At 61.1% G+C, this 26836-nt stretch carries 23 protein-coding genes and 5 pseudogenes; 11 read left to right on the top strand and 17 right to left on the bottom strand.

What is annotated here, in order from left to right; translation table 11 throughout:
• Positions 1-638: 638 nt before the first annotated feature.
• From NKH38_RS14350 to NKH38_RS14325, 6 genes are all read left to right on the top strand, one after another.
• A complete protein-coding gene (locus NKH38_RS14350) occupies positions 639-1718 on the top strand; it encodes a LacI family DNA-binding transcriptional regulator (RefSeq protein ID WP_352763133.1) in 1080 nt (359 codons plus the stop codon).
• 363 nt (positions 1719-2081) lie between these two features.
• Positions 2082-3074, top strand: coding sequence for a substrate-binding domain-containing protein (locus NKH38_RS14345; protein WP_023704355.1), 993 nt, complete (start codon positions 2082-2084; stop codon positions 3072-3074).
• 80 nt (positions 3075-3154) lie between these two features.
• Complete coding sequence (locus NKH38_RS14340; RefSeq protein ID WP_352763137.1) at positions 3155-4669, top strand: sugar ABC transporter ATP-binding protein; 1515 nt, start codon at positions 3155-3157, stop codon at positions 4667-4669.
• Entirely contained in the window at positions 4662-5669 is a 1008-nt protein-coding gene (locus NKH38_RS14335) for an ABC transporter permease (RefSeq protein ID WP_023667741.1), read from the top strand. The genes NKH38_RS14340 and NKH38_RS14335 overlap by 8 nt, the downstream gene beginning before the upstream one ends.
• Positions 5666-6691 carry an ABC transporter permease gene (locus tag NKH38_RS14330; protein WP_023667740.1) on the top strand — a complete coding sequence of 342 codons (1026 nt, stop codon included), beginning with the start codon at positions 5666-5668 and terminating at the stop codon, positions 6689-6691. The genes NKH38_RS14335 and NKH38_RS14330 overlap by 4 nt, the downstream gene beginning before the upstream one ends.
• Positions 6688-7539: a sugar phosphate isomerase/epimerase family protein gene (locus tag NKH38_RS14325; RefSeq protein ID WP_023667739.1), complete on the top strand. Its 852-nt coding sequence runs from the start codon at positions 6688-6690 to the stop codon at positions 7537-7539. The genes NKH38_RS14330 and NKH38_RS14325 overlap by 4 nt, the downstream gene beginning before the upstream one ends.
• A 204-nt stretch (positions 7540-7743) precedes the next feature.
• Here NKH38_RS14325 and NKH38_RS14320 read toward each other — a convergent pair.
• Positions 7744-8403, bottom strand: a pseudogene (locus NKH38_RS14320) (ABC transporter permease); the annotation flags it as partial.
• A 38-nt stretch (positions 8404-8441) separates the two neighbouring features.
• Here NKH38_RS14320 and NKH38_RS33350 point away from each other — a divergent pair.
• A pseudogene (locus NKH38_RS33350) lies at positions 8442-8594 on the top strand (GMC oxidoreductase); the annotation flags it as partial.
• A 143-nt stretch (positions 8595-8737) separates the two neighbouring features.
• On the opposite strand, the pseudogene NKH38_RS33345 reads toward NKH38_RS33350, so the two are convergent.
• A pseudogene (locus tag NKH38_RS33345) lies at positions 8738-8862 on the bottom strand (aldehyde dehydrogenase family protein); the annotation flags it as partial.
• 16 nt (positions 8863-8878) lie between these two features.
• Entirely contained in the window at positions 8879-9043 is a 165-nt protein-coding gene (locus tag NKH38_RS14310; RefSeq protein WP_023715648.1) for a hypothetical protein, read from the bottom strand.
• Here NKH38_RS14310 and NKH38_RS14305 point away from each other — a divergent pair.
• A pseudogene (locus NKH38_RS14305) lies at positions 9003-9256 on the top strand (MBL fold metallo-hydrolase); the annotation flags it as partial. The gene NKH38_RS14310 and the pseudogene NKH38_RS14305 sit on opposite strands and share 41 nt — an antisense overlap.
• Before the next feature lie 23 nt (positions 9257-9279).
• Here NKH38_RS14305 and NKH38_RS14300 read toward each other — a convergent pair.
• The 7 genes from NKH38_RS14300 to NKH38_RS14270 form a co-directional block, all read right to left on the bottom strand.
• On the bottom strand, positions 9280-10023 hold the full coding sequence (locus NKH38_RS14300; protein ID WP_023686849.1) for an ATP-binding cassette domain-containing protein: 744 nt from the start codon (positions 10021-10023) through the stop codon (positions 9280-9282).
• Between the two features lie 9 nt (positions 10024-10032).
• On the bottom strand, positions 10033-11232 hold the full coding sequence (locus tag NKH38_RS14295; RefSeq protein WP_352763141.1) for an alanine racemase: 1200 nt from the start codon (positions 11230-11232) through the stop codon (positions 10033-10035).
• 12 nt (positions 11233-11244) lie between these two features.
• Positions 11245-12213, bottom strand: coding sequence for an ABC transporter permease (locus NKH38_RS14290; protein ID WP_023686847.1), 969 nt, complete (start codon positions 12211-12213; stop codon positions 11245-11247).
• 34 nt (positions 12214-12247) lie between these two features.
• Entirely contained in the window at positions 12248-13309 is a 1062-nt protein-coding gene (locus tag NKH38_RS14285) for a substrate-binding domain-containing protein (protein WP_023729114.1), read from the bottom strand.
• A 67-nt stretch (positions 13310-13376) separates the two neighbouring features.
• Positions 13377-14438: a substrate-binding domain-containing protein gene (locus NKH38_RS14280; protein ID WP_023667731.1), complete on the bottom strand. Its 1062-nt coding sequence runs from the start codon at positions 14436-14438 to the stop codon at positions 13377-13379.
• A gap of 31 nt (positions 14439-14469) precedes the next feature.
• The gene (locus tag NKH38_RS14275) at positions 14470-15723 is read right to left on the bottom strand and encodes a M20 family metallopeptidase (RefSeq protein WP_352763145.1); all 1254 of its coding nucleotides are present in this window, start codon (positions 15721-15723) and stop codon (positions 14470-14472) included.
• Positions 15720-16934 (bottom strand): ROK family transcriptional regulator, encoded by a 1215-nt coding sequence (locus tag NKH38_RS14270; RefSeq protein ID WP_023732327.1) that lies wholly within the window; start codon positions 16932-16934, stop codon positions 15720-15722. The genes NKH38_RS14275 and NKH38_RS14270 overlap by 4 nt, the downstream gene beginning before the upstream one ends.
• Before the next feature lie 711 nt (positions 16935-17645).
• On the opposite strand from NKH38_RS14270, the gene NKH38_RS14265 reads away from it, so the two are divergent.
• Both NKH38_RS14265 and NKH38_RS33340 read left to right on the top strand, forming a co-directional pair.
• Complete coding sequence (locus tag NKH38_RS14265; protein ID WP_352763150.1) at positions 17646-18992, top strand: family 1 glycosylhydrolase; 1347 nt, start codon at positions 17646-17648, stop codon at positions 18990-18992.
• Positions 18993-19229: 237 nt separating this feature from the next.
• Entirely contained in the window at positions 19230-19571 is a 342-nt protein-coding gene (locus NKH38_RS33340; protein ID WP_502896635.1) for an SDR family oxidoreductase, read from the top strand.
• Positions 19572-19743: 172 nt separating this feature from the next.
• Here NKH38_RS33340 and NKH38_RS14250 read toward each other — a convergent pair whose 3' ends face one another.
• The 7 genes and pseudogenes from NKH38_RS14250 to NKH38_RS14220 form a co-directional block, all read right to left on the bottom strand.
• Positions 19744-20292, bottom strand: coding sequence for a hypothetical protein (locus tag NKH38_RS14250; protein ID WP_023667727.1), 549 nt, complete (start codon positions 20290-20292; stop codon positions 19744-19746).
• A 234-nt stretch (positions 20293-20526) separates the two neighbouring features.
• Positions 20527-20757: pseudogene (locus NKH38_RS14245) on the bottom strand (Arm DNA-binding domain-containing protein); the annotation flags it as partial.
• Between the two features lie 291 nt (positions 20758-21048).
• Complete coding sequence (gene guaA, locus NKH38_RS14240) at positions 21049-22611, bottom strand: glutamine-hydrolyzing GMP synthase (RefSeq protein WP_352497997.1); 1563 nt, start codon at positions 22609-22611, stop codon at positions 21049-21051.
• 55 nt (positions 22612-22666) lie between these two features.
• Positions 22667-23332: a 5'-methylthioadenosine/S-adenosylhomocysteine nucleosidase gene (locus tag NKH38_RS14235; RefSeq protein WP_031204112.1), complete on the bottom strand. Its 666-nt coding sequence runs from the start codon at positions 23330-23332 to the stop codon at positions 22667-22669.
• A complete protein-coding gene (locus NKH38_RS14230; protein ID WP_023686843.1) occupies positions 23332-23790 on the bottom strand; it encodes a PaaI family thioesterase in 459 nt (152 codons plus the stop codon). The genes NKH38_RS14235 and NKH38_RS14230 overlap by 1 nt, the downstream gene beginning before the upstream one ends.
• An 84-nt stretch (positions 23791-23874) precedes the next feature.
• Positions 23875-24327 carry a TspO/MBR family protein gene (locus NKH38_RS14225; protein ID WP_023704461.1) on the bottom strand — a complete coding sequence of 151 codons (453 nt, stop codon included), beginning with the start codon at positions 24325-24327 and terminating at the stop codon, positions 23875-23877.
• A 72-nt stretch (positions 24328-24399) separates the two neighbouring features.
• The gene (locus NKH38_RS14220) at positions 24400-25689 is read right to left on the bottom strand and encodes an RsmB/NOP family class I SAM-dependent RNA methyltransferase (protein WP_352763157.1); all 1290 of its coding nucleotides are present in this window, start codon (positions 25687-25689) and stop codon (positions 24400-24402) included.
• A 319-nt stretch (positions 25690-26008) separates the two neighbouring features.
• Between NKH38_RS14220 and NKH38_RS14215 the strand changes: the two genes are divergently transcribed.
• Entirely contained in the window at positions 26009-26686 is a 678-nt protein-coding gene (locus tag NKH38_RS14215; RefSeq protein WP_023681822.1) for an MIP family channel protein, read from the top strand.
• Positions 26687-26836 lie beyond the last annotated feature (150 nt).

Raw genomic sequence — 26836 nt, 5'->3', positions numbered from 1 at the left:
GAGCCACAGGCTGGGAGACTCTGAGCAAATCGGGAATCTGAGTCGCTTGCTCTGAACCGTCGGCATCATGCTGCTAACCGGTTTTGATCCTCCGGGGCTCCGCATTGGCAATAGCGACGAAAATGCTGTCGAGCAGACCCTTGTCGCGGAAGGAACTTGCCAAGCAAGGGCACCTCGGCCAAGTACGCAAACAACGCCCGGAGACGAAGGCGCATCCGGCAGCACCCTTTTTGGGGCCAGATAGAGACTCAGAAACCCAAAACTTTCATCTTCCCGCTATTGAAACGGAGGACTCGATCGTGACGCGTGCGCCCGACCATCGCCAACGGTGGGCTCCAAACTGATCGAAACTTCTCGTCGACCTTTGCAAGGTGATTGATCATCGGGGAGACCAAAGCCGAAACACTGGGGTTGGTGTCTCCAGTGACGCTGAACGAAGCTTCACGGAAAATCCCAAATCTGCCGATTTCCCTGGCGCTGTCATTGCAACGATCGAGACAATCAGGGAGACCGGACCGGAGGCACGAGAGGCCGCGTCCTTCCGTGGGGTCGCTCCTCCAAACCGTTTGACGCAATTTAGAGATGTTGCCTTGACCCCGCACTAGCGTCTACTGCATCTGCTAGTAGGAGCGTCACGAATGGCGAGAAAGTCTGTCCGACGCAAGTCAACGATTTATGACATCGCGGTGGCGGCAAAGTTGTCCCCGACAGCGGTTAGTCTCGTCCTCAATGGCTCGTGGCAACAGCACCGGATCAAGGCGGAAACCGCAGCGACCATCCTCGATTGGGCTGAGCGGCTTGGCTATGCTGTCAACCTCAAGGCACGAGGATTGCGGCTTTCCCGATCCGGGCTCGCTGGAATGATCTTGCCACATTACCGCAATCGCTTCTTCGCCGGATTGGCCGAAGCCTTTGAAGCGGAATCCCGCGTCCACCGCTTGTGCCCGATCGTCGTCAGCACCCATCGCAATCCTGATAACGAGTTGAGTGTGACGGAAACCCTGCTGGCCCAGCAGGTGGAATTTCTCTTCCTTGCGGGCGTTCGTGACCCCGATCCGCTGAATGATCTGTGCCGGGCAGCGGGCGTCCGGTGCATCAACATCGATCTGCCAGGCCGCCGGGCTCCCTCAGTTGTTTCTGACAACTACGGGGGCGCCAAGGCGCTCACAGAGATCATCGTTCAGAAATTGAAAGAACGAGGGGGCTCCACCGAAGATCTCTTCTTCTTTGGCGGGGTCAGCGATGATGACGCAACACGTAGCCGTTTGCTGGGTTTTCACGATGCGCTGGCAGCGCATGGGATTGTTACGGGCCCGGGCACGATTGACTGCTGCGGATACGCACCGACCAACGCTGCTCGGTCTCTCGCTGCACGATACGCTCAGCTTGGGCATCTGCCCTCAGGTATGTTCGTCAACGGCGTGACCGCTCTTGAAGGAACATTGCGGTTCACTTCGAGGCTAGCCTCAAGTGAGCTTGGACGGGTTGTTGTCGGAAGCTTCGACTGGGATCCATTCGCGGCGCATTTGCCCTTCGATGTGACCATGGTCCGACAGAATGTCGAGGTGATGATTGCTGAAGGATTTTCGCTTCTGGAGAATTATTCGATAGACCACTTTCCGCTGGTGACCGTACCGACCAGCTTTGGGCGAACCGGAGAGCATGACGGCGCCCAAGAAGATTGGGATTCGGCATCCAAATCGAGCATCGACCACTAGCAATTCTTTGTCACGAGACATCGTTGCAGAAGTTCAACTCCGTTCATCAGCACCTCGGATCTGGGTAGCACCGCCTCCACCCAAGGCTCGCGGGCGATCGCATGTCGTTCTACGGGTGCAGCCTGAGTGCGAAGGGCGGATCGTTTACATCAATCGAGAAATGTTTTTAGACGCTGGTGGCGTGACCGCCTTGCTAAATCTATTTAGCACCTTGACCGGCCGGCATTCAAAGTCTTTTATGGCGCGTTCTGGGAGGAATGCGGCGCCGAGTGCGTCAATGCCGTCGGGCACAAAGGGGTGGGCCAAACAAAGCCGACATGGGCAATAGGCAACTGAAAAACTCGTCAATCAGGGAGGAATTAAATGTTAGCAAAAACTATACTCGCGGCAGCGTTCGGCGCAGCCCTTTCGGTTGCCACAATGAATGCTGCGCTGGCAAAGGACGTCAAGGTTGGAGTTGTCGTGAAGATCGGCGGCATTCCCTGGTTCAATGCCATGGAAACGGGAATAAAGGAAAAGTCGAAAGAGCTTGGCGACGACGGCTTCATGGTCGGGCCGACCAGCGCCGACCCGGCACTTCAGGTCCGCGCGATCGAAGACCTGATAGCTCAGGGCGTCAGCGTAATTGGCGTCGTGCCGAATGATGCAAACGTTCTCGAGCCGGTTCTAAAAAAGGCGCGCGACACGGGCATCAAGGTCATAACCCATGAATCGCCAGACCAGGTGAACGCTGATTGGGACTTCGAAATGGTCTCGGCCGTTGGTTTCGGTGAGGCCCATGCCAAGCTATTTGCCGAGAAAATGGGCGGCAAAGGCAAGTACGTTGTGTACGTAGGTTCTCTTACTGTGCCCGCACACAATGCCTGGGCCGATGCTGCAATCGCCTACCTGAAGAAGAACTTTCCCGACATGCAGATGGTTGGCGACAGATATGGCGTCGCCGAGAGCGCCGATGACAGCCGAAAGACGGCTCTGGATGTGCTTGCCGCCAATCCTGACCTCGGCGGCTTCCTGACGTTCGGCAGTCAGGGACCGATCGGCGCCGGACGCGCGATCGAGGAGCAGAAGCTTGGTGACAAGGTGGTTCTTGTCGGTTCATTCTCGCCTAGCCAAGGCAGCGCAATGCTCAAATCCGGCATTATTGACGGCGGCTATATGTGGAATCCTCTGGAAGCGGGCAAAGTATTCGTAACGATGGCTGATTTTCTGGCGGGCGGCGGTGAAATCACCGACGGCATGACGATCGAAGGTCTGGGTGTCGTTCACCCTGACTTCAAAACCGGCACCATCATCGTGGACGCCGTGCAGCCTATCACGGTCGAAACGGTCGATGGTCTTGCAGCCCTAGGGCTTTAGATGGCGGACCATGGCTGGCGTGCCGGGGTGGCAAATCAATCCCGGCACGCCCCATCCTTGTCATTTCAGAAGGGCCCGCCGTGAACCTCGTCGCGTCTACGACGCAGAACCTCCCATCGGTTCTGTCGTTTAGCAACATAAGCGTCACATTTGGTGGCGTTAGAGCCCTCCAGGATGTCGCCTTCGAGGTTCTCCCGGGCGAAGTGCAATGCATCGCCGGTGAGAACGGCAGCGGCAAGAGCACCCTGATCAAGGTAATCACCGGCGTTTGTCAGCCGCTAGGCGGCGCAAACATGTCGATCGCCGGAAAGTCTATCGACATCATGTCGCCGGCTGCGGCGCGCAGCGCCGGGGTGGAAGTCATCTGGCAGGACCTCGCACTGTTTCCTGAAATGACAGTCGCGGAAAATATCGGGATCAGAACTGTCCTCGGCAACATGCCTCGGCTCGTCGATCATTCGCGCATTCGCGAGGTGGCGCGAGGGCTGTTGGCGCGGCTTGGCGCCGACCTCGATGTCGACGCGCCTCTGCGTAGCTTTGCAATCGCCCAACGTCAGATCGTCGCCATCGCCCGGGCGCTCGCCGGCGATGCGAAGGTTATTTTCATGGACGAGCCCACATCGTCGCTTACTCAATCGGAAACAGACCGGTTGCTCTCGATCGTTCGAACACTCTCGAATGAAGGCATGGCCATCGTCTTCGTCAGCCATCGCCTTGCGGAAGTTCTGGAGATCTCAAGTCGCGTCACCGTTCTGCGCGACGGTAAGGTCGTTGGGGTGTTCCCGACCGCCGGAATGACCCAATCACGCCTCACCGAACTGATGACCGGCAAGACGTTCGACCAAACCGTGAGCACGAGAAACCTTAGTGGATCACCCGTCGTGTTGAACATCGATCGATTGACCCGCGCAGGCGACTATGACGACGTTTCGCTGACAATACGGCGAGGTGAAACGCTTGGCCTGACCGGGCTACTCGGCGCCGGTCGCACAGAACTCGCGCTTTCTATTTTCGGCATGCTGCGCCCAGACCGCGGCAGCATCGCACTCAACGGGACGGTTCTTCATCTGAACTCCAACCGCGACGCAATCCGCGCGGGTATTGGATATCTCTCCGAAGACCGCTTGTCCCTTGGTCTCATACAAGCTCAGTCCATCGCCGACAACGCCGTTATCCCGGTGCTCGACAAGATCCTTGATCGAGGGCTGATCTCCTCGGAGAAGAAGGACGCGCTCGTCAATCATTGGATCGAGGAATTGGCGATAAAAGTCGGGCGGCAGACCGATGCGATTTCCACGCTCTCGGGCGGCAACCAGCAAAGGGTGGCCATCGCCAAATGGCTGGCGGTCGGCCTGAAACTGATCATTCTTGATTCGCCAACCGTGGGGGTGGACGTTGGCGCGCGGGCCGGCATCTTCGAGATTGTCGCCAAGCTCGCTGCCAAAGGCCTGGCGATTCTGCTGATATCCGATGAAGTGCCGGAGGTCTATTTCAACGCCGATCGTATCCTTCATATGGCTGCGGGCAAGATAGTCGCCGAATACGATCCGCACGCCATCCCGCTCGGCGACCTGGAAGCTGCCGTCTATGCGTAACCGCGGCAAGCTCTTCCGGGCTCATCCCACCGAGACATGGCTCGTTGTGGTTCTTCTCATCATGAGCGCAGGTCTCTCCGTTGCGAGCGACAAATTCTTCACCATTGCCAATCTCTTCAATCTGCTCAACACAAGCTCGACAAATCTGATCTTCGCGGTTGGGCTGCTGGTGGTGTTGATCGCTGGGGGCATCGACATCTCCTTCGCTGTGGCCGCGTCAGTGGTTCAATATGTTGTGGCGCTGGCTCTAGCCCAAATGGGAGGTGGTGATTGGTTCATCGGCCTCACCTTGGCGGCAATTGTCGGGATCGCCCTGGGTGCGGTGAACGCCGGCCTCATCTACTATTTCCAGATCATTTCAATCGTTGTCACCATCGCCACCTTCAATATTTTTTTCGGCCTGCTGATGTTCTTCACGCACGGTGTATCGATCTACAATCTGCCTGCATGGTGGACGCATCGCACTGTGCTTTTCGAGTTCCAACAGGCGAATGGCAATTGGGCCGAGCTAACACTGCCGGTTGCGATCATGGCGGTCTGCGTCGCCGCCACCTGGGGGCTTATCCGGTATACCACCACGGGACGGCAGCTATACGCTTTTGGCGATAACCCGGAGGGCGCCCGTCGCCTCGGTATCAACATCGCGGCGATGCACTTCATTGCCTTCGGCTGGCTTGGTTTGATGGCCGGGATCGCGGGACTTGTGCAGGTGCACTATTCCCAGGAAGTCGTGCCCAACGCATTGGTGGGGCGCGAGCTGGACGTGCTGGCAGCTGTTGTCCTTGGCGGTGCCAGGCTGGGTGGCGGGCGCGGCACCGTGCTCGGTTGCATCCTTGGCGTGTTTCTTGTGTCGGTGACGCAAAACGGGCTGAACCTCCTCGGCATCTCTCCCTATGCTTTCAAGATGATCGTCGGGGCGATCATCTTGATTGCCATCACGCTGTCCAACGCGCCGCTCGGGCATATCCTCGCGGGCTTGCGGCAGAGGATGGGTACATGACGCAGCGCGTGCTCGAAACTGGAGCGCTACGGCACGGATTCTTGCGCCGTCTTGCCGGCACGTTGGGCGCCGAGAATATCGGACTTTTGCTGGCATTGATTTTGGTGATTGCATTCTTCGGATCTCTCTCGCCGCGATTCCTGTCCAAAGCTACCTTTGAATCGGTGGCCTTCCAGTTGCCTGAACTTGGACTGCTTACGCTCGCGATGTTGATGCCGATCATCTCGGGCGGCATCAATCTCGCCGTGACGTTCACGGCCAATCTCTGTGGCCTCACGCTCGCCTGGGTTCTTCAGGCCAACGGAGGACCGGACGCAAGCATCTATGCCTTTCTACTCGGTTCCGTTCTTGCGGTCGGCGTTGGCACGGCAAGCGGCTTGGTCATGGGCCCGGTGATAGCCTATACCGGCGCGCACCCCATCCTCGTTTCGCTCTCGGTGATGATTTTCCTGCGCGGCCTTGGCGAGTTTCTGACCCGCGGCGCCGATATTTCGGGCTTTCCCGAATTCATCCAGCCCCTGGGTCACGGCAGCATCGTCGGCATTCCTGTCCCGCTGCTGATACTGCTCGGCGCAGTCATCGTCTGGCATGTCTTGATGACCCGAACCAGGCTTGGCTTTTCAAACTATATGGTCGGCTCCAACATCGAGGCGACGCGCTATTCCGGCATCTCGACGCGACGCGTGATCATTCTGATCTACGCGCTGTCTGGCGCCATGTGTGCGTTGGCCGGCATTATCATGATGGCACGATTCAATTCCGTCCGTGTCGGCCATGGCGAGTCCTATGTGCTGATTACGGTGCTTGCCTGCTTCTTGGGCGGGGTGAATCCGTTTGGCGGCTTCGGCAAGGTCGTTTCGGTCTTCCTAGCCCTCATCGTTTTGCAGTTGCTTTCTTCGGGACTGAATCTCTTGGGCGCCAGCCAGCACCTGGCCACAGCCATTTGGGGCATCATGCTGATCGGCGTCATGATCTTGCGGTGGGCTGCCGGGCAGCTCAATTTCATGAGGATAACACGATGAAGGGTTTTGGCGTTCATACGAGCATGTGGACGAGTGGTTGGTCCGTAGAGGGCGCCGAGCACACTGTAGCGGCGGTGAAAAAATACGATCTCGATTTCATTGAAATTTCGCTGGCCGATCCATTTTCTTGCGATGCCGATCACACCCGCAAGCTGCTGGCGGCAAATGGCATGCAGGCGGTGTGCTCGCTAGGGTTGCCCGAATATGCGTGGGCATCGCGCCACCCACAGGAGGCGATTGACTTTCTCAAGGTGGCTATCGACAAGACGGCCGACATCGGAGCCCAGGCGCTATGCGGCGTAATCTATGGCGGCATCGGCGAGCGTACTGGCGTGCCACCTACGCAGGACGAACTTGATAACATTGCGAAAGTGATGACGTCCGCCGCCGCGCAAGCCAAGTCTCGCGGCATCGAACTCGGTGTTGAAGCCGTGAACCGCTACGAGAACCACATCATCAACACCGCGGCTCAGGCGGTGGCACTAATCGAGAGAGTCGGCGCCGACAATATGTTCGTGCACCTTGATACCTATCACATGAACATAGAGGAGAAAGGTATGGGCAACGGTATTATCGTCGCCCGCGATTACCTCAAATATATCCACCTCTCCGAGTCTGATCGCGGCACCCCAGGCGAGGGCAATTGCAATTGGGATGAGACGTTCGCAACGCTGGCCGCGATCCGCTTCAAGGGCGGGCTCGCGATGGAGAGCTTCATCAACATGGATCCGCGTCTGGCGTTTGGCCTCAGCGTGTGGCGTCCGGTGGCCGAGAGTGAAGCGGTTGTAATGGGCAACGGTCTGCCGTTCTTGCGCAACAAGGCACGGCAGTACGGGCTGATCGCATAAGTTACATCGCCATGCGAGATCGAAACTCGGCACATCATGAGCCGACTGCATCGACATTGCGGCGACTGCCTTCGAAGCAGGAGCCGCTCGAGAGGCAATATTGCGGCGTTTTAGATCCCGGCCTTCGGCTGCCCCCCGGGCGCAAGCAGCCAACCGGTCGGCGATCGCAACTGCCGTGAACAACCTATTTCACCGGCTCGGGCATCACAGCCTACCCTCGGCGGTTGCGAGCCGGCCCCGCATCAATTCGCGGCGCTTTCGAAACTCTGTGTATTCCTGGTCGGCCAGTACCCCGATCTGGATCACCGATCCACTCACGGCAAAGTTGAGTGAGGAGGGAATGCCTAGAAGATTGCCAAGGTTCTGAAGCACCTGCAGCAAGATCGTTCCAAGCACCACACCAATGATTGACCCTTCCCCGCCCCGCACGAGAACCCTCCAAGGACGGCGGCGGCGATCGCGTAGAGCTCGTAGAAATTGCCGTGCGAGCTTGGCAGGATCGAGCGTGTGTACATTGCGAGAAAGATGGATGACAGCGCCGTCAGCCCGGCGCAGATCACATAGGCGCAGATGATCACCCGGCCGGTACGGATTCCCGAAAACCGCGCGGCCTCTTCATTTTTGCCGACGGCGTAGAGGTATAGTCCGAAGGCGGTACGGTGCAGAACGACCAACATCACCGCCGCCAGGACAAGCAGGAAGACAAAAGAATGAGGAATGGGAATGGAGGTAGGCATTGTTGGTAAGAACCGAAACCAGATCGGTGCGACCGGTGGTGAGATATTCCAGATCCTCGAAGCGGGTTTCGTAGGGAAAGCCTGCCGTCGCATCTTGCGTGTTGCCCTGCTGCTCGCCGGCATGAAGATCGCCCGCACCATCCTGCGTCAGCCGGCCTGCAGGCGGTGATCGCCGACGAGCTGTCGCCGGGCGGGGCCGCCGACCTTTCCGATCAGTCCATAACAGACCACATCCTCGAACACGCCAAGACGGTCTATCACCCCTGCGGCACCTGCCGGATGGGCAGCGATGACCAGGCGGTGGTCGACCCGCAATTGCGCGTGCGCGGCGTGCCGCGCCTACGCATCTGCGACGCCTCGATCATGCCCGCGTCTCATCAGCGGCAACACCAACGCGCCGGTGATCATGATCGCCGACCGCTGCGCCGATTTCATCCTCGGCAGCGCTTAGCGAGAAACGGTCAGCCGAGAGAAATCCAGGCTGTTTTGGGACGGTGTATCTGTCCAGCGCATGCAGCGACTTGTCGCGACCGAAACCGGACAGCTTGACTCCGCCGAGCGGCACGGTGATGTCGGCGCCGCCATACATTGCATAGGTCCTATCAAATCGAGACTGGGATAGCGATGCCAACGCGCTGCTGTTGGCCGCCAGAAAGCTGGTGCGGATACGCCTGGAGAAATTCAGGCGATGCAGGCAACTTCACCAGACGCAGCAGCTCCAGCAGCATCCATGACGGCGCCGAAGTCGCGCCCGGCTTCCAGATCATCGCTGCGCCGGCCACACGCCCGGCCACTCGGTCTACCTCGCAAACTCCGGCAAGGAACAGCGCATGATTTCGGCCGACACGATGTATGTGCCAGCGCTGCTGGCGCCGCATCCGGAGTGGCAAGGCAGCTACGACCAGGACGGGCCGATGGCGATCACCAGGCGGCACAAGCTGATCGATCGCGTGATCGCCGACAACATCCGGATCTCGGGCGGGGGCTCTCAGAGAGGTTCCTGCTATTGCTGCTGCAGGCCAGTTATCATGGCAATGATCTCGTTCTTATCGGTCTTCGCGGTCTCGCGAATTCCAATCTGCTTGCCACGCCTTAAAACACAGATGCGGTCGGAGAGCTTGAAGACCTGGTCGAGGCTGTGGCTGATGATCAGGATGCCGACATTGCGCTGCTTCAGAGACTGGACGATAGCCTCCACCCGGGCGGTTTCGGCAACGCCCAGAGCCGCCGTCGGCTCATCCAGCAGGATCAGTTTGCTTGCCCAATGCGTGGCGCGCGCGATCGCAACGCCCTGGCGCTGGCCGCCGGAGAGATCGCGGATGGTGGCGTGCGCGGAGGGGATGCGCACGTCCAGTTCCTTCACCAGTTTCTCGGTCTCGTCGATCATGCGGCGGCGGTCGAGCAGACCGAGGCGGTTCAGCGGCTCGCGGCCGAGGAACATGTTCATGTAGACCGTCTGCTGGTCGGCCAGCGCCAGGTCCTGGTAGACGACCTCGATGCCGTGCGCGCGCCCCATGGTGGCATTCGACATCGTCACCGGTTTTCCTTCGATGACGATGGTGCCGGACGAGGGCGGGTGGACGCCCGAGACGATCTTGACCAGCGTCGACTTTCCGGCGCCGTTGTCGCCGACGAGTGCAACGATCTCGCCCGGGAAAACCTCGAGCGAAAAACTCTCGATCGCGGTGATGCCGCCGAAATTCTTGCGAATGTCGTGCAGCTGAAGGATGGGCGCGCTCACCGTCATGTGTTTCTCCTAGACTGGCCAGGCATAGGGTTCACCGAAGCCGTTCTCGATGGTTTCCACTTTCGGATTGTCCGTCGAAATGCCCGACACGCCGACAATATGGGCGCGGGTGACGAAGGCCTGGCCACGGAAGCCGAACACGGCGCTGTCGCCAGGCTTCGGCGCGTTCGCGCCGGCGGCATCGATCATGGCGTAATAGTCGATCGCAGAGGGCGGCGGCACCTCGACGCTGCGCAGTGCCGAGCCTGCCGTCGTCGGTTCAGCCGAGACGATCGCCTTGACGTCGTAGTCGGGGAAGATCGGATCGATGTAGAAGCCGCCGCCAAGGCAATAGGCCTTGCCGCCGGAGAGATGCGAGACCTCGGTGAGATAGAGCACCGCCGGCAGCTCCGGCAAATCTTCCATGACATGCAGCGCGGTGGTGCCATGCAGTCCATTGCCGGGCTCGCACTGCGTCGCGCCAGCCTCGGCGAGTGCCGCCAGCATGACACTCGACGTGGTGCCCGGCGCGTTGATCTCAATGTCCTTGCGGCCTGCCTTGGCCAACGCTTCCGCAGCTTTCGCGAGCGTCGCCAGATTGGGGGTCGGCAGCACTTTCCGCGAAGCATGGTCGAACAGCAGAGCAGGGAAAGTGGTGATGCCGGCGAAACGGCCGCCTTCGACGGCATCCAGCCGGTCGGCGACATCGATAATGTCGGCGGCATTGAAACCGCCTTCATGGCCGCGATAGAAGATATCGCCTTCGGCGGCGATGCGGGCCAGCAGATGCTGCACATAGCCGGCCGCCTTGGCGCCTGTTGCCGCTTCCCCAGCCTTGGTATCATTGAACACGGTCCAGTAGTCCGGCTTGAAGGTTTTCGCCGCAGCCGCCGCTTCGAATTTTGCGACCTGCTGGAGATGGCCGAGATGGCCAAGCTTCATGCCTGCCTTGTGGGTGGCGCGGGCGCAAGCGATGTCGACGGCGACCGCGCGGTCAATGCCGCCGCGCATCACAGCCCGGCAGAACGACGAGGAGCGGCCGACCTGCTTGGTCATGGCGAAGATCTTCAGGCCGTTGCGGTTGGCCTCGCTCTTGAGAACCCGCGCATTGGCCTCAACCGTGTCGAGATCGAGCACATAAGCATTGGCCGGCAGCTTACCTTGCTGGTGCAACCGGATAGCTGATTCGATAAAGGCGGGGTTGCGGCGGCGCAAAATGTCGAGAAACATGGATGGCTTCCTTCAGCGGTTCTTTTCGCGCAGCGACACGGCGACTGCGGTCAGGATGATGAGGCCGCGCACGATCATCTGGTCGGAGACCGACAGGCCCATCAGGATCAGGCCGTTGTTGAGCATGCCCATCATCAACGAGCCGACCAGCGCGCCGACCACGGAGCCCTTGCCGCCATTGAGCAGCGTGCCGCCGACGATGACGGCGGCGATGACCGTCATCAGGTCGGTTTCCCCGAGAGTATATTTCGCCGCCTGCAGGCGACCGGCATAGAGCAAGCCGGCAAGACCGGCGAGCCCGCCGCTGATGGTCAGCACGGCGAGCCTGATCCTGGGCACGCTGATGCCCGATACGCTTGCGGCGCGGGCATTGTCGCCGGTCGCCAGCACATGCGCGCCGAAACGGGTCTCGCGGAACACCAGGTGGCCGATGGCCACGGCAATCACCGACCACCAGACGAGTGAGGGGACACCGAGCAGCGAGCCGGAACCGAAGAAGCCGGTGAACGCTTCGTTGGTCACCGAGATCGAGCGAAGGTCTGTCATGGAACGCGAAACGCCGGCGAACAGGCCGAGCGTCGCCAGCGTCACCAGGAAGGAGGGCAGCCTGACATACGCCACCAGCACGCCGTTGATGACGCCGATCAGCAGGCCGGCGCCGAGGCCGGCGACTATCCCTGCCGGCATGCCGTACGCGTTGATGGTGACGGCGGCTGCAAGGGCCGCCACCGCCACGATCGAGCCGATCGACAAATCTATTTCGCCGGCCGACATGACGAAGACCAGGCCGATGGCCATGATCGTCACCGGCGTCGTCTGCAACACGATGTTCGATAAGTTCCGCACGGTGAGGAAGCCGCTGTCCCTCAGCACAATGGCGAAGAACAGGAAGATCGCCAGGAAACCGAGGTAGACGACATATTGCTGCAGATTGAAGCGGCTGGCGAAGCTGCTACCGGCGCTGGTGTTGGCACTGGACATTTTATCCTCCGGTGGTGAGCGCTTCGCCTCGAGCCTATTTCACCGCGTCCGCGATAGCCGCCGGTACGTCCCTGTTGAGGGACTTCTTCCAACCGTCCTTCACCGTGTCCTTGGTGACGGCGATGGAATCTACGGCATAGAATGGTTCGGCCTTCTTGCCGACCAGAGAACCTGCCGAGGCGCGCGCCAGCGTCACGCCAATGCTGTAGGCCTCGTCGGCCACGAGGGCCGCGATGTTGCCGCCCTTAACCATGTCGAGCGCGGCAGGCTCGTTGAGGTCGAGCGTGACAATCTTGGTGTGCGTGTTGCCAGCACCGCGCAATGCCGAAAGCACGCTCAGCGCCGGTTCGGCCCAGGTGACATAGATGCCGTCCAGGTCCGGATGCTGGGTGATCATCGCCTGGGCGATGTCTTCGCTGCGCGCCGGGTCGGCCATGCCGGCCTCGGCCTCGATCTTCATATCGGGATAGTCCTGCTCGATGGTCTTCTTGAAGGCCTGGTCGCGCTGGTTGGTGACGTAGAAGTCGGCATCGTGGAAGATGTAGCCGATCTTGCCTTTCTTGCCGAGCGCCTCGGCCATGGCGATGCCGGCCTTGTTGCCCATCTGAAAGAGATCGTCGGAGACGATGGTGACATAGTCCCTGCCCTGCTTGTAGCCGGCCGGGGAATTGTCAACGAAGCCGAGCTTGACGCCGGCCTGGCGTGCCGGATCGTAGACCGAAGCTGCGGTCGCCGGATCGACGGGAAGCGACAGGATGATCGACGGCTTTTTGGCCATCACCGTCTCGATATCGGCCTTCTGTCGCGCGGCGTCGAAACCGGCATCGGTCTGCGCCACCACCTCGATGCCGAGGCGCTTGAATTCGTCATGGGCGCCGGCGTTGACGGCGTTGGTGTATTCGCTCATCTCGTGCCAGACGAGGGCGGCGGTGAACTTGCCGTCCTTGATCTGCTGCTCTTCGGCTGGCGTCAGCGTAAGACTGCTCGCCGGCACCGGCTTTTCACCATTCGGTCCTGTGGTGACGCCTTCGGCGGCGAAGGCGTGCATGGCTAGCAGGCTCGCCACTGTCGTTATGATTACAGATGCTTTGCGCATGTCCCGGTTCCCTTTTTGTTGTGTCGAAGAAAGCTCCGGTGCGGCGGGCCGCGCCGGAGCGAGAGCCTTACTTCGCCGCGTCGAGCACCGGCTGCGGCGCGTCGCGGTTGAGCGAGTCCTTCCAGCCCTGCGCGACATTCTCCTTGGTGACGGTCAGGGCCGGGGCGACGACGAAGGCCGGTGTCGGCTGGCCAAGCAGCGACTTCATGCCGGAAGCAGCCATGGCGCGGCCGAGTTCATAGGCCTTGTCGGCGACGAGGGCTGCGACATTGCCGCCCTTGACCATGTCGAGCGCGACCGGCTCGGCGAGGTCGAGCGTGACGATCTTGGTCCTGGCGTTGCCGGCGCCGCGTAGCGCCGACAGCACGCCGTCGGCCGGCTCGGCCCAGGTCACGTAGATGCCGTCGAGATCGGGATGCTGCAAAAGCATCGCGTTGGCCAGTTCCTCGGCGCGGGCCGGGTCGGATATGCCCTGTTCGGCGACGATCTTGATGTCGGGATACACCTTCTCGATGGTGGTCTTGAAGGCTTGGTCGCGCTGGTTGGTGACGTAGTAGGCAGCGTCGTGGAAAATGTAGCCGACCTTGCCCTTGCCGCCGATCGCCTTGGCCATCGCGTCCGCAGCCTGCTTGCCCATCTGGAATAGATCGTCAGTCACGATCGAAGCGTAATCGGTGCCCTGCTTGTAGCCCTTGGGCAAGTTCGACAGGAACACCAACTTGGTGCCGTCCTTGACCGCCTGGCGGAAGGCTTCTGCCGAGGTGACCGGGTCGAGCGGCAGCGCCAAGATGACGTTGGGCTTGGCGGCCAACGCCGTCTCGATGTCGCTGCGCTGGCGGGCGGAGTCGAACTGGGCATCCGTTTTGACCGCAATGGTGATGCCGGCGCGGGCGAATTCGTCGGTGGCGCCGGCGGTTACCGCATTGGTGAAATCGGACGAGGTGTGCCAGAGCAAGGCAGCCTTGTAGCCCTTGTCCTTGAGCGCGGCGATGTCGGCATCGCTTAGGATCACGTCGGCGCTCGGCGTGGCGCTCTCGCCCTGCGGGCCGACCGTCTGTGCGAAAGCTGGGTTGGCGGCAAGCATCAATCCGCCGGCAAAGGCGGCGGCGATCAGTGTCTTCATCGGCATGTCAGTTCTCCCATTTTGCTTCGTTGGTGGTTCAGTCGGCCACGCCGCAATAGCGGGCCATGAAGGCGGCGAAGCCGACTATGCCGGCGAAATATTCCTCGACATCGACGTGCTCCTCGAATGTGTGGCAATTCCTGATGTCGCCGGGCGCGCAATAGACGGCAGGAATACCGAGCTGATTGATGATGAAGGGGGACTCCGACCAGAACGGTGCGCCCTCGATGACGCCGCGTCCGCTCATTGCGCCAGCCATCGCGTCGGACAGCATGGCGACTTCCGCCCGCGTTTCGCCGATCTCGGCAGCGGTGCCGCCCAGCCTGTGGTCGCGGCCGGCGGGGTAGGCGAACTCTACCGAAATATCCGGATCGGCGATCGCGCCGCGCACGGCAGCCTCGATCTCGGCAGCGGCGGTGTCGAGGTCCTCGCCAGGCAACAGCTTGCGGATCAGCGAGAGCGTGCAGCGCTCGGGAACGGCAATGTAGCCGCCGCAGGCAAGCCCGGTGATAAGCAGGAAGCCGCGCCCGACCAGTTTGTGCTCGGCGCGCGCGGCGACCTCATCCGAATGCTTCCAAAGCGCCGTCATCGCGGCATGGCTTGCACGGAGCGCATCCTTGCCGAGTTCTGGCACACCGAAATAGGCGGATTTGCCGGTAATCGAGATATCGGTGATGAAGAAGCCGATCTGCGCCGCATAGACGGCCAGGCGGGTCGGCTCGACATAGACGGTGAAATCGGGTGCTGTGATCTCGCCGGCCTCGATGCACCCGACGAAGTGCTTGATCCCGGCGGAAATGCCGGTGCCGGGCTGGCCGCTCTCCTCGTCGCCGACGAAAGCGAAGGCGACGTCCCCCTTGAGGCGAATGCCGGCCTTTTCGAGCAGCGCGAGTGCAGCAAGCGAAGCGGTGATGCCGGCCTTGAGGTCGCCTGAGCCGCGGCCCCAGACAGCACCATCAATGATCGGGGCGGCGAACGGATCCTCACGCTCGGTGCCTGCCCAATGCTCGCGCCAGCCGTCGACGTGGACGGTGTCGGTATGGCCGATGAACAGCAGGCGCTTTCCCTGATCGGCCCCCTTGCGCTCGCCCCAGATGTTGGGCCGCCCAGGAAGGAATTCCGTCCTGGTCAGGCCGCTGAGGTCAAGGTCGCGCATCCTGGCCTCGAGGAAGTCGACGAAGTTGGCTTCGTTGCCGGTGATGCTCTCTCGGCCGATGGCGCGGCGAAACAGCGTTAGTGCGTCGTCACGGTCGAGCGCTGCCTGCAGGCGGGCGGTAATATCGTGAGTCATATCGCGGCCTCCTTCAGCGCGGCGGCCTGGGCAGGCGGCAGCGAAATCCGGCCATCAGGCGCGTCGACGCCGAACAGCGTGTTGTGCAATTGGCCAAGGCCGATTGCCGCCGCGCCGATGAGGGCTGCGCGTGCGCCGAGTTCGCTCGCCTCGACCCTGACCGGATAGGGGAAGCATAGCGGCAGAAGCGCCTGCACCCTGGACAGGATTTCGGGCCGCAACCCAATCGAGCCGCCGAGGATAAACTTTTCTGGATTGGCGATCGCCGCGATTGCCGCAACGCCTTGCGCCAGATGGCGGGCAGTTTCGTCGAGCACGGTGAGCGCGTCTTTGTCGCCAAGCGCGGCATTCTCGAAAATTGCCGGCACCGAGACCTGCCTGCCGGTGAGGGCGTGGTAGCGATCGGTCATGGCGTGGGTGGCCACCGCGCGTTCGAATGCGCCGGTGCGCAGTGATTCCTCGGCGAAGGGATCGGCGCCGATCGGCATAAAACCGATCTCGCCGGCGGCGTGCCCAGCACCCCGCACCAGATGGCCGCCCAGCATCAGCCCGCTGCCGATGCCGGTGCCGAGCGCGATGTAGGCGAGATTGTCGATGCCCTGGCCTTGGCCGAGCCAGTTCTCGCCAAGCACCGCGAGATTGACGTCGTTCTCGATCATCACCGCGACGCCGAGCGCTTCTTCGAAGGCATCCAGCACATTCATTGTGTCGAAGCCGGCAATGTTCGGCGCCATTAGAATGCGGCCGGTGGCCGGGTCAGGAGCGCCAGGCGCGCCGATGACGGCCAGGCGTATCTTCTTGCGCGCGACGTGCTGTCTGGCCGCGGCATCGAAGGCCAGCGCTGCAATCTGATCGACGACGAACTGGCCGCCGCGCGGATCGGTCGGTGTGGCGGCTTCGGCAAAGATCTGGCAGGCAAGGTCGGTCAGCGCGACCCGCACCTTGGTACCGCCAAGGTCGACGGCGATGATATAGGCTGCGTCGTGGACCAGTTCGTAGGTGACGGCGGTGCGCCCGACATGGCCGCTGGTGCGGCCGGTTTCCTGGACCCAGCCCTCCTGCTCGAGCCCGCGCATGATTTCGGAGATGGTCTGCTTCGACAGGCCCGTGAGCTTGGCGATCGAGGCGCGGGAGATCGGCCCGCCCTGGACGATCGCTTCCATCACGGAGCGCTGTGAGAACTGACGGGATATGCGCGGCAGGTCAGTCACATTGAACTCCGGTTAATTCGTTCTATGACCGAACTTATTATTCGGAACTGGACCTGTCAATGTATGTTCGCGAGCGGCCGTTTTTGCGCACGCGAACATTGATCCGGAGGCAGGATTCAGGCGCGTTGCTGCCGTTCGGCAGAAGATAAATGCGGTCAGGGAGTGGCTGGATCAGCTTCTTGAATCAATTGGGCGAACAGCTTCGTAGCGCATTGACAAATAACGATCATGTTAGTCTCTGAGGGTCACTGTTTTCTACAGGAGATCAATACAGCGGATGGTTCGCCGGTCCATATCTCTCGTATTCTCTCGTATGGGTCTGTCGAACCAAAGGACGATGAACGAGACTAACTATTGGCTTCGAATATTGGTGATGTACCGCGGGTCTGCCTCCCAGCGAATGGCTCAAATGGGGCCGGCAGCGGAACGTCCGCTTGCAGTTCGCAAACGTGGATAGCTACCATACCGCTTTCACTTGCAAAGGCGCGTTTGACGCCAACTGGTCTGGCCCGAAGCCGACATCTCCGTCCAGCATAGTCCGACCATGTTCGGCGCAAGCTGCTCGCTTGAACCGTGGGATAGAATTCCGCCAATTTCAGGCACGTGGTTGTCAGGCGCCTACCGAACTTGACAAGCAGTCTTGCAGGAACTGCGTCGAGCACTGAACGTTTGACCAAGCGCGGGCATCTCCGCCTTGGCTAAGGACCATCAATGTTCACGTTCATGTTTGCCCCCGGCATCGAGAACAGCACCCCCACCATTCGACAAGGCCGGGAGCGCGTCGACGAAATGGAAAAATGCCGCTTCTACGAACGATGGCGCACCGACTTCGAACTGGTCCAGGATCTCGGGGTGCATTTCCTCCGCTACGGACCTCCCATCCACAAAACGTGGCTGGGTGATGGACGTTATGATTGGGCATTCGCCGATGAGACCTTCGCGGACCTGAAGGCGAAAGACATTCTTCCGATCGTCGACCTTTGCCATTTTGGCGTGCCGGACTGGGTTGGCAACTTCCAAACCCCGGACTTTCCGACACTATTCGAGCACTACGCCAGGGATTTCGCGATGCGCTATCCGTGGATCCAGCTCTTCACCCCAATAAATGAGATGTTCATCTGCGCCACCTTTTCGGCTCGCTGGGGATGGTGGAACGAACAACTGAGTAGCGACACTGCTTTCGTCACCGCCCTCAAGCACATCGTGAAGGCGAACGTGCTTGCCATGCGGGCGATCCTCGAGGTGCGGCCGGACGCCATCTTCATACAGAGCGAATCCTCGGAATACTTCCACGCCGATTCTCCCGAGGCGGTCGGCAGAGCGGAACGGTTCAACAGCGAGCGTTTCCTGTCGCTTGATCTCAACTACGGTCATGACGTCGACGCGCACACCTATCGCTATCTTCTCGAAAACGGGATGACGGCCGAAGAATACAGTTTCTTCCTGGAGAGCCATCTGCGCAGGCATTGCGTGATGGGCACCGACTATTACCAGACCAACGAACATCGGGTTTGGGCAGACGGAACGACGTCCGGGTCCGGCGAGGTGTTTGGCTATGACGAGATCACGCGGCAGTACTTCAACCGCTACCGGCTTCCCGTAATGCATACGGAGACCAACATCAGCGAAGGCCCCAATGGAGACGAGGCCGTCTATTGGCTGTGGAAAGAGTGGGCCAACGTGCTGCGGATCCGCAACGATGGCATCCCCATCGTAGGCTTCACCTGGTACTCGCTGACGGATCAGGTGGACTGGGACAGTGCGCTTCGGGAGAACAACGGACGGATCAATCCGCTCGGCCTCTATGACCTCGACCGAAATCCGAGGGCGGTGGGGCGCGCTTTCAAGGCGCTGATCGCGAACTGGAACAAGCTGTTGGCCACACAAAGTGTCTGCCTTGCTTTGCCGGTCTTTCTTCCCTCACAGCAAGACGATGCCATTGTTCGCGCGCAACAGGATTATGCGCGCAGCCTGCTGAGCGTGGATCGGGTCGCTGAAGGCTGGACTGAACCACTTGCTGCTCCCCAGAAAGCGGTCGAACCCGATGCGCCTGGATAACAAGACTGCATTGTAACCGGTGCTGCAAGCGGCATTGGACTGGCCATCGCCATGCGGTTGGGCACCGAAGGTGCACGGGTGAGCCGACGTGGGTTGAGGCAAGGTCGAGAAGGCGCGCATCGGTTCGACAAGGGGCGCGCCGGGGAGGCCGCTATCACGGTGCTGTCGACTTGCGCTCACGCGTTCGGCAGGTTGGTGATAATCGTCAACAACGCGCCGGCCTGATAATCTTTAACCATTGAGGCATTCACTAGAGCGGGCTGGCTGAAGGTGCTGAGCGTCGACCTGCTGGGAGCAATTTATTTCGCCGGAAAGGCATTCGCTCATATGACATCTGGGGGCGTCATCGTAAAATATATTGAGTGTGCGCGGTCGAGACGAGCTCCGCATGTCGAGCTATACGCCGCGGCAAAGGCCACCCTCCTGTCTCTAACCGAGACCCGACGCAGTTCGCACCTTGGCCGACTGGGCATGAATCCGGACGATTACCGAACCAAATGGAACCTGCCTCGCAATTACCCGATGGTGGCACCCAACTATTCGGGAAGCGTTCCGCATATCGCCTCTAACACCCAGTAGCGGACAGCTCTCGCCTGAGGCGTCAGTCGTCGTTGAAGCGCTCCGGCATCGCATTCGAGGCCAAGGCTGGTGCACAAGGATCATGACATCGAATTCCACTCTTTACAGGAACAAGTGCCTTTCCTCGGGATTAGGATTCGACGCCGCAACGGCGTCGAACCCCAAAGGAGACTCACATGAAACGTAAGATTTTGACAGCTACAGCGATCTCTCTCTGTCTCGCCACCGCGGCCTTGGCGCAGTCGTCGGGAACATCCAGCGGCACGAACGGAACGTCCGGCTCATCGGCCGGGTCCAGTATGAGCTCTACGTCCGGCTCCGGCCAAAGCGGTATCCCGAGCGGCTGGGACAGCAAGCTCTCCGGCTCATTCTTCAGCGACGCCAATTCGGGAAGACTTCTGTCGCAGGATGAGATCCGCAAGAACTGGTCGTCCCTGAGCTCTGAACAGCAGGCACAGGTTCGCTCCGACTGCTCGAGGATGACGGCCAGTAACGGCACTGGCTCTGGCACAATGACCGGCACGTCAGGTAGCTCGGCTTCGACCGGCAGTGATACAACGGCGAGTATCGGCACCGGCTCTGGCACAGCCACCGGCACTTCAGGCAGCTCTGGTTCGACCGGCAGTAACACCACGGCCAGCAACAGCACTGGTTCGGGTACAACCACCGGCACGTCGGGATCCTCGAATACAGCTGGCGATACGACCGCCAGCACCAGCACGGGTTCGGGCGCGAACTCGGCTGCTCAAATGGCTTCGATGCGGCAACTCTGCACTCAGGTTCAAGGGATGTGAGTGAATGCGGCGCTCCGGGCCGGCTTGGCCGGAATAAGAAGAGGCCTTGAAGGCCCGGGCATCGCTTTGGTTTGGTAGCCATTTCGGCGCTGAAGTCGGCCGGAGACCGGGGTGACAACTCGGCGCTTGTCGCGCTGCTTTTCTATCGCCGGCGACCGTCACTCGCCAATAGCGCGCTTCGCGTCGAGACACTTCTCCCGGCTGAGGCAAGCGAGATTCCGTCCCGTCCATACCTGCCAAGATAGACCGTCTCGCGGCCTCCGTTGAGCCTGTAATCCAGCCGAAAGGAGATCGCGCCACTAGGCATGACGCGAACATACATGCCGTCACGGTCCGCAATCTTGTAGATTTCTCTTTTGGTTCAGGGCTTTAAGGGCGACGTCCGTCAGCATTCCCCGGTACCTCCTGAAAAGTACCGTCAGTACAATTTCGAGGCTCTTCGGCAGAACATTCGTTTTATCTCCAGTGCCTTAAGGCATCAAAAAACACCGTCAGAGCCTCATTGGATCTGACGGTACTTCGAAAAATCTGAGCTAGCAATTTGCGGAAGGTCCGTCAGCCGGTCCGTCAAATCCAATCTCCGCACCGATTGTCGCTGATTGTCTCCGAATGGATTTATACGTGTTATCAAATGGTTGTGGCGTACAATGGCGTGTTTTCGGCGGCGTTTGAGTGGGCCTGAATCACTCCCACTCGATGGTGCCTGGCGGCTTTGACGTCACGTCGTAGACGACGCGGTTGATGCCGCGGACTTCGTTGATGATGCGGGTGGCCGCCGCGCCGAGGAAAGCCATGTCGTAGTGGTAGAAGTCGGCGGTCATGCCGTCGACGGACGTCACGGCGCGCAGGGCGCAGACGAATTCGTAGGTGCGGCCGTCGCCCATCACACCGACGGTCTGCACCGGAAGCAGCACGGCGAAAGCCTGCCAGATGGCGTCGTAGAGGCCGGCCTTGCGGATCTCGTCGAGATAGATGGCGTCGGCCTCGCGCAGGATTTCGAGCTTTTCGCGGGTGATACCGCCGGGGCAGCGGATGGCAAGGCCTGGTCCGGGGAACGGATGGCGGCCAATAAAACTTTCGGGCAGGCCGAGTTCCTTGCCCAGTGCCCTCACCTCGTCCTTGAATAGTTCGCGCAGCGGCTCGACCAACTGCATGTTCATGCGCGCCGGCAGGCCGCCGACATTATGGTGCGACTTGATGGTCACCGACGGGCCGCCGGTGAAGGAGACGCTCTCGATGACGTCGGGATAGAGCGTGCCTTGCGCCAGGAAATCGGCGCCGCCGAGTTTCTTGGCCTCTTCCTCGAACACTTCGATGAACAGCCGGCCGATGGTCTTGCGCTTCTTCTCGGGGTCGGACTCGCCTTCCAGCGCCGAGATGAATTTTTCCGACGCGTCGACCAGGATCAGCGGCAGATTGTAGTGCTGGCGGAACATCGCCACCACGCCGGCGGCCTCGTCCTTGCGCATAAGGCCATGGTCGACAAGAATGCAGGTCAGCTGGTCGCCTACCGCTTCGTGGATCAGCAAGGCAGCGACCGATGAATCCACGCCGCCCGACAGCGCGCAGATCACCTTGCCCTTGCCGACCTGCTTGCGAATTGTCTCGACCGCGTGCTCACGATAGGCGCGCATCGTCCAGTCGCCTTCGATGCCGGCGATGATGTGCACGAAGTTTCTCAGCAGCCTGGCGCCATCCGGCGTATGCACAACTTCCGGGTGGAACATGATGCCGTACATCTTGCGCGCGACATTGCCGAAAATGGCGAAGGGCGAGCCTTCCGACTTGCCGAAGACCTCGAACCCCTTGGGCAGCGAGATGACGCGGTCGCCATGACTCATCCACACCTGGTGACGCTGGCCGGGCGCCCACAGGCCTTCGAACAGCGGGCTGTCCTTTTCGATCTCGACGAAGGCGCGGCCGAATTCGCGATGGTTCGAGCTTTCGGCGACGCCGCCCATCTGCACGCACATGGCCATCTGGCCGTAGCAGATGCCGAGCACCGGCACGCCGGCATCGAAGACGATCTGGGGCGCGCGTGGGCTGCCGATGTCCGATGTCGAGGCGGGACCGCCCGACAGGATCACGGCTTTCGGATTGATGCGCTTGAAGGCAGCTTCGGCCGATTGGAACGGCACGATCTCGGAAAACACGCCAGCCTCGCGGATGCGGCGGGCGATGAGCTGCGTAAACTGGCTGCCGAAATCGACAATCAGGACTGTATCGGGATGATTGGCTGTCGTCATGGCGAGCCTTTAGAGAAAGAAACGAGTCGGCGCAATGGGGTGCGTAGCCCGACTTTCAGAGCGCTGCCGGCTCTTGCCCAGGCTGCTCCTTGTGTAGCGTGCCGGAGCCGATGGCCTGTTCGAGGCGCACGACCGCATCCGCCAGCTTCTCGTCGATGACATGCAGATATTCGGTCCAGTCGCCAACGTGGCGCAGATCGGCTGCACCGTCTGAAATGCCGCGCAGGCCGATAAGCGGGACATCGAACAACTGGCAGGCGCGCAGGCAGGCGAAGGTTTCCATGTCGACCATGTCGGCGGCGATGGCGTCATAGGCGGCACCGGTGATGATGGCGCCGCCGGTCGACAGGCTGGCTTCTTTAATGCCCGGAATCCTGAATGATAGCGGGAGGGTCACCGGCAGGTCGAGGAACGGCGTCGCGCCTTTTTCGAAGCCTAGCGGCGAAGCGTCGATGTCGCGATAGCTGACCGAGACCGCCTGGTAGATTTCCGTCTGCTCCAGTGTGCGGCTGCCGGCGGAGCCGAGCGAGACGACGAGATCGGGCAGCGTCTTCTCAGACTTCAGCCATGATAGTTCGGCGCCGAGCCGCACACCTGCCTCTACCGGGCCGACGCCCGTCATCAGCGGCGTGAACAGTTTTTGCAGATGCGGACCGTACTCGGCCTGCGCCGCCATGACGAAGAGGACGTCCTTGCCACCAATTCGCGTAATTTTGGCCATCAGCCTGCTATCCCGTCACGGCCAACCACCGTCATCATCGTGCCGGTCATGGTCGCGATCAGCTTGGCCTCGCCATCGGCGGCAAAGGCGTAGGCCTGGCCGTCGGCGACGATGATGGTGCGGCCGGGCTTGGTCACCGAGCCGCGGAACAGGAAGCGTTCGCCCCGGCCGGGCGCCAGGAGATTGACCTTGAACTCGATGGTCAGCACGCCGGAATTTTCCGGCATCAGCGAGAACGCGGCGTAGCCGCAAGCCGAGTCCAGTGCGGTCGAAATCACGCCGGCATGCAGGAAACCATGCTGCTGCGTGAGTGCGGCCGAATAGGGCATTTCGATCTCGATGATGCCCGGCGTCACAAGCGTCAGTTCGGCGCCGATGGTCGCCATCGCCTGCTGGCGCGCGAACGACGCCCTGACGCGGTCCTCATAATCGGGTGCGGGTACGATCTTTGCTGCCATGGCCATCGCCCTGATTTATCTGCAAAGCTTATCGCAGACGCCTGAACGCCACGCAAATGCTTTTGCTGCACTGCAGCAAAGCACTCAGTTCAACAGGAGCAGCGACGCGTTGAGCAAGGTGGCGAAGGCTACCCACGCGGCATAGGGCGCAAACAGCCAGCCGGAAACCCGGTCGCGGTTCCACACCGTGGCTATGAACAGCGCAATGCTGGCGAGAAGAGCCAGGATCACGACCAGTGCCGGCCCCATCTGTTTGGCGCCGAAGAAAGTCGGCGACCACGCGAAGTTCAGAACAAGCTGGAGGGCCCAGATCTTCATCGCGGCGGCTGCTCGTTCCCGCTCCCATGTCCGCCAGCCGGCCACGGCGATCAGCACATAGAGGAGCGTCCAGGCCGGCGCGAAGACCCAGTTGGGCGGGTTGAAGGGCGGCTTGGCGAGCGAGGCATACCATTCACCCGGCAGCGTCGCATAGCCGATCAACAGGCCGCCGCCGAGCACCAGAAGGAGGAAAAGCAGAAGCGACACATATCTTTGCAAGAATTCTACCCCGTCTGGCGGCCGACGCCGCGCATCTGCAACTGGCGCTATGTCAGCCTGTCAATCGCAGCGTCAATTCGCCCGACGCAGCGCACAGAAATGGAACCCGTCGGTGCCGCTCAGAGCCGGCGACAGCGAGATATCGCTTGTCTTGCCGATCCGGGCGGCCGCTGCGTGACCGGGGAAGCTGGCATCCCAGAGCGCGCGATGATCGACCGGAACGAAGCCCTTGTGCCGTTCGCGAAAGGCGGCGACCTGCTCGCCATTCTCCTCGTCGAACACCGAACAGGTGATGTAGACCAGCAGGCCGCCCGGTTTGACATAGGCATTCGCCGCATCGAGGATCGCCGACTGCTCGCCCTTGCGGGCATCGAGCTGTCTTTGCGTCAGCCGCCATTTGGCGTCTGGACGGCGCCGCCAGGTGCCGCTGCCGGTGCAGGGCGCATCGACCAGCACAATGTCCATGTGGCCTGCGAGGGGGCTGAGCTCAGCCGGCTTGGTGACAACCTGGACGTTGCGGTTTTCCGAACGGCGGATGCGGTCGAAGATCGGCGCCAGCCGCGCCTTTTCGGCATCATGGACGAAGACCTGACCTTTGTTGGCCATCGCCGCAGATAGCGCCAGCGTCTTGCCGCCGGCGCCGGCGCAGAAATCGAGCACCTGCATCCCGGCTTGCGCGCCGGCAAGGGTTGCAACGATCTGCGAACCCTCGTCCTGAACCTCGAACCAGCCCTTTTGGAAAGCCGGCTCGGCCTGTACGTTGGGGTGCCGGCCGTCGCCGTCGATGGGCGGGATGCGAATGCCTTGCGGCGCAATAGCAGCTGCCTTGGCGCCGGTGTCGGCGAGTTCCGCCAGCACTTTGGCGCGGTCGGACTGCAGCGTGTTGACCCTGATGTCGAGCGGCGGGCGGGTCGCCAAAGCCGCCCCTTCCGCAACCCAGTCTGCGCCAAAGGCTCGTTCGAACAACGGCGCGCACCAGTCGGGTACGTCCGCCCGCACTGCCTCCGGCGCGTCTTCAGGCCGGCGCTCGGCCAGCGCCTGCAACTCGGCGGCGCTGAGCAACGGTGGCGCGAACTTGTCGCCCTCGAGCGCATCGTTGAGCGACTGCGGCGTCTGGCCCCATTCGATGAGCAGCGCGCCGAAGCCGATGGCGCGGGGCGTGTCTTCACCCAAAAGCCAGCCGGCGGAACGTTTGTGGCGCAGCGCGTCGTAGACGATGTTGCCGATCGCCGCGCGGTCGCCGCCGCCCGCAAAGCGATGCGACAGGCCCCAATCTTTCAGCGCATCGGCCACCGGCCGGTGGCGCCGGCCAATGTCGTCCAGCACTTCAATGGCTGCCGCCAGCCGTCCGCCCAGTCGCATTCGTCATTCCATCTATCGAGCACAGTATCTTTCGGCCTGCTCTTAGAGCGTTTCGCGTCGAGATTGAACCCCGCTTGAATTTCGCGGCGACGAGGCCTTCCGCTCGCGGCCGACGATTTTCCCCGCCGGCAAATGTCTGCACGCCGGCGATAACAAATCTCAAATATATGCAAGGTCTCTAATGTTGGTAACTGGCCGCCGTAAGCACGATCTGTGGCGCAATTGCTCTTCTTTCCAAGCTTTTGCGTTGGGAATACTCTTTGCGCCATGATTCGCGGCGCGGAAAAGCGGACCGACGGATCGATACGAGGAGAGGGCAATGAAAACGTATCTTGCGGAAGTTCTAGGGACATTTCTATTGGTGTTTATCGGCACGGCGTCGGTGGCGACGGGTGGCTTTCTCGCCGACTTGCCGCTGGGCCAGGAAGCCATCGGCCTGGCGTTCGGCATCGGCCTGATTGCGGCGGCTTACGCGGTGGGTCCCATCTCAGGCGCACATCTCAACCCGGCCGTCACGCTCGGCGTCTTCCTTGCCGGCCGGCTGCCGGCCAAGGATGTCATTCCTTACTGGATCGCGCAGATCATCGGCGCCATTCTGGCCTCGCTGGCGCTGTGGATCATCGTCTCCGGCCAGACCGGCGGGCACACCACCGGTTTCGGCGCCAATGGCTGGGACGTGGCGAAATGGGGGACGAGTTCGGCCTTCCTATGGGAGCTGATCGGCACCTTCACCTTCGTCACCGTCATCCTTGGCGTCACCGCCGAGAAGCACTCGACGGCGTTCGCCGGCCTGGTCATCGGCCTGACGCTGGCCGGACTGCACTTCGCAATGATCCCGGTGACCGGCACCTCGCTCAATCCGGCGCGTTCGATCGGCCCGGCGCTGTTTACCGGCGGCGCAGCCCTCAGCCAGCTCTGGCTGTTCATCGTTGCGCCGCTGATCGGCGGCGCAATCGCTGGCGTCGTCGCCAAGGCACGCATCTTCGAAAAGGACTGATTTCGAAGCCTGCGAAAACGAAGGGGGGGGGGCGCCGGCCCCCCCCGCGGGGTGGGGGGGTGTTTTTGTGGGGGGCTGGGGAAAAGGGGGGGGGGGTATAAAGGTGGGGACCCGGGTGGCGAAAAGCCACGCAAAAATTTCACCCGCGCG

Source organism: Mesorhizobium sp. M1078, from assembly GCF_040318615.1.
Lineage (GTDB): Bacteria > Pseudomonadota > Alphaproteobacteria > Rhizobiales > Rhizobiaceae > Mesorhizobium.
This window is presented reverse-complemented; position numbering and strand designations above follow the sequence as displayed.